This is a genomic window from Brotocaccenecus cirricatena (genome assembly GCF_020687045.1).
In the GTDB taxonomy this organism is placed as follows: domain Bacteria; phylum Bacillota; class Clostridia; order Oscillospirales; family Oscillospiraceae; genus Vescimonas; species Vescimonas cirricatena.
In genome coordinates, this window is sequence record NZ_JAJEPW010000123.1 from 1 (window position 1) to 2,764 (window position 2,764).

The following is a 2,764-nucleotide window of genomic DNA, read 5'->3' on the forward strand; positions in this document are numbered from 1 at the left end:
ACAACTTGCCCATGAGACCCCTCCGCTGGCTTTCACCTAATGAGTTCGCTGTCCAATATGTTTGACAAACCTACATTCCGGCAAAAATCCGCCCCTGATTTTCTATGAGCTGAGATAAGCCCCCGGCGGGGGCTTATCTCAGCTCATTTTCTGGATGTCCCGCCGCAGGCGGGAGATGATGCGCTTTTCCAGCCGGGAGATGTACGACTGGGAGATGCCCATGCGGTCGGCCACCTCCTTCTGGGTCAGCTCCTTCCGCCCCCCCAGGCCGAAGCGCAGGGAGATGATGTCCTTTTCCCGGGGGGACAGCCGGGCCACCGCGTCCGACAGCAGCTTCCGGTCCACGTCGGCCTCGATGGGCCGCATGACCACGTCCCCCTCGGTGCCCAGCACGTCGGACAGCAGAAGCTCCTTGCCGTCCCAGTCGGTGTTCAGCGGCTCGTCGAAGCTCACCTCCGTCCGCTGGCCGGCGTTTTTCCGCAGGTACATGAGAATCTCGTTTTCGATGCACCGGGAGGCGTAGGTGGCCAGCTTGATGTTCTTGTCCGCCCGGAAGGTGTTGATGGCCTTTATGAGTCCGATGGTGCCGATGGAGATCAGGTCCTCGATGTTGATGCCGGTGTTTTCAAACCGCCGGGCGATATACACCACCAGCCGCAGGTTCCGCTCGATCAGCGTCTGCCGGGCCAGCAGCTCCCCCTGCTCCAGCCGGCTGATCCACTCCGTCTCCTCCTGCCGGGGCAGCGGCGGCGGCAGCGTGTCGCTGCCGCCGATGTACATGACCTTATCCGGCCGGCCGCTGAGCCACCGCAGAAGCCGCCGCAGCAGATTCCCCATGTCGCCGCTCCTTTCTTCCGCCCCACAGGGCCTGATACCCTCCGCCGTCGCTGACGGCCCCCGGCGTCAGGGCCAGCAGGATCCGGGGATATGTAATGCTCCCCACCTTCACATAGTCGCTGCGGACGGCCAGCAGCAGGCCCGCCTCCGTGCCCACGGCGCAGAAGGGCAGCAGGCTCCACCGGCAAGTGCCGTCCAGCCGGTGGAGCCGGGCCATCTTCTCCTCCGGCGGCAGGCGCATTTCCACGATCCGCGCCGCCTCCGGCGGCCACAGCTCCCGGAGGGCGTCCTGCTCCAGTACCAGCACCGGCTGGCCGCTGACAGGGTCCCGCAGGGTATTCCCGGTGTCGTGCAGGGCCCGCAGCCGCTGCCGCCGGCCCTGTAAGGAAACGGTCACATCCATCAATTCTCCTCCTTCATGCCGCGCCCCCTGGCGGAACACCAGGTGCAGCAGCAGACCAAAGCCTATGGCGGAGCCCAGCAGCACCGGCCAGCTGACGTCGGCGTGGTATACCCGGCTGAGCAGGGCCTCCGGCGATCCCGCCGCCAGGCCCATGGCCAGAAGCAGTCCCGCCAGAGCGCCGGACAGCAGGAAAAACAGCGCCGTCAGCCGCCAGGGACGTCTTTCCCGCCGCCAGGCCAGGCGGCACATGGCCGTTCCCGCCGCCAGACGGCACAGGGGATGCGCCAGCTCCCGGCACCCGGGCAGGAACACCGCCGCCGCATACGCCGCCCCCAGGGCCGCGCACAGGCCCAGCCTCCGCCGCCGCAGGGGCAGTCCCGCCAGCCGGGCCGTGGCCAGCAGCAGAAGATAGTCCACCGCCAGGTTCAGCAGCACCACCCGGTCCAGATACACCACCGTCATGGCTCCGCCTCCTTTCCGCCGTCCATTATACCGGACCTGCCCCGCGAAATTCCGCAGAAACAGGCGGCTCTATTTCTGCCGCAGGGTCAGCACCGCCGCCGCCATCAGAAACAGGCCGAAGGGACGGCGCAGCAGGGTCACGTCCAGGGCCGTGGCGGCCCAGGCCCCGGCGGCGGCCGTGGCCAGCGCCCAGGGGACGGTGCGCCGCAGAACGACCTTGTCCAGCAGGCCGTTCTGCCGGTGCCAGATCAGGCCCATGGCGGCGGTGGGCAGGAAATACAGCAGGTTGATCCCCTGGGCCGCCGCCTGATCCACCCCGAATGCCAGCGTCATCACCAGCAGCAGAAGGGTCCCGCCGCCTATGCCCCAGGCCGACAGCACCCCGCAGCCCACCCCGGCCAGCAGGGGCAATACAAACTCCTTCACAGCAGATACCGCACCCCGCCATAGACCAGGAACGCCGCAAACAGGCGGCGCAGCCACACGGCGGGGACCTTTGTGAACAGCTTGCCGCCCAGGAAGCCCCCGGCCAGGCCCCCCAGCAGGTACGGCAGGGCCATGCCCCAGTCCAGCCCCGTCCGCAGCAAGTACACCCCGCCGGACAACACGCAGCAGGGGAGGATGGTGGCCACGCAGTTGGCCAGGGCACGCTTTTCCTCCACCCGGCACCAGCTCCCCAGCAGCGGAGCCAGCACCATGCCCCCGCCGCCGCCGAACACGCCGTTGACGGCCCCGGCCAAGGCCCCGGACACCCCCAGCCGCCCGCGCTTCACAGGCATCACCTCCGTTGAATATGTAAGCGGGGACCATCGCCGACAGGCATTCCATCGACAGGTGTTTCGTAGGGGCCGACGTCCTCGGCGGCCCGCGTTGACCCGCCAAGCCCGGGCGGACAGAGTCGTCCGCCCCTACAGCGGGGCACCGAAGGATTGCCCGGCAGGCGGGAGGGGTCATTTTCCAATACAATCCGTCATTTTCTTGTAGAATTATACAGAATGTAGCGCGCTGGGACACCAAGAATCCTGTAGGGCAGGCCCGGGGCGGGGCATTTCTGCCCCGCCC

The 2,764-nt window shown here is 67.4% G+C and carries 4 protein-coding genes; all 4 read right to left on the reverse strand.

Annotated elements, in window-relative coordinates:
- Nucleotides 1-138: 138 nt before the first annotated feature.
- Nucleotides 139-837 carry an RNA polymerase sporulation sigma factor SigE gene (gene sigE / locus LKD37_RS17175; RefSeq protein WP_302930282.1) on the reverse strand — a complete coding sequence of 233 codons (699 nt, stop codon included), beginning with the start codon at nucleotides 835-837 and terminating at the stop codon, nucleotides 139-141.
- The gene (locus LKD37_RS17180) at nucleotides 785-1,702 is read right to left on the reverse strand and encodes a sigma-E processing peptidase SpoIIGA (protein ID WP_302930283.1); all 918 of its coding nucleotides are present in this window, start codon (nucleotides 1,700-1,702) and stop codon (nucleotides 785-787) included. Before LKD37_RS17180 ends, sigE begins: the two co-directional genes overlap by 53 nt.
- A 69-nt stretch (nucleotides 1,703-1,771) precedes the next feature.
- The gene (locus tag LKD37_RS17185) at nucleotides 1,772-2,128 is read right to left on the reverse strand and encodes a TSUP family transporter (RefSeq protein WP_302930284.1); all 357 of its coding nucleotides are present in this window, start codon (nucleotides 2,126-2,128) and stop codon (nucleotides 1,772-1,774) included.
- Nucleotides 2,125-2,475 carry a TSUP family transporter gene (locus tag LKD37_RS17190; protein WP_302930285.1) on the reverse strand — a complete coding sequence of 117 codons (351 nt, stop codon included), beginning with the start codon at nucleotides 2,473-2,475 and terminating at the stop codon, nucleotides 2,125-2,127. The genes LKD37_RS17185 and LKD37_RS17190 overlap by 4 nt, the downstream gene beginning before the upstream one ends.
- Nucleotides 2,476-2,764: the final 289 nt, after the last annotated feature.

Excerpts from the sequence above, each read along its gene's own strand:
- sigE (WP_302930282.1), bottom strand. The coding sequence starts at position 837 with ATGGGGAATCTGCTGCGGCGGCTTCTGCGGTGGCTCAGCGGCCGGCCG.
- LKD37_RS17180 (WP_302930283.1), bottom strand. The coding sequence starts at position 1,702 with ATGACGGTGGTGTATCTGGACCGGGTGGTGCTGCTGAACCTGGCGGTG.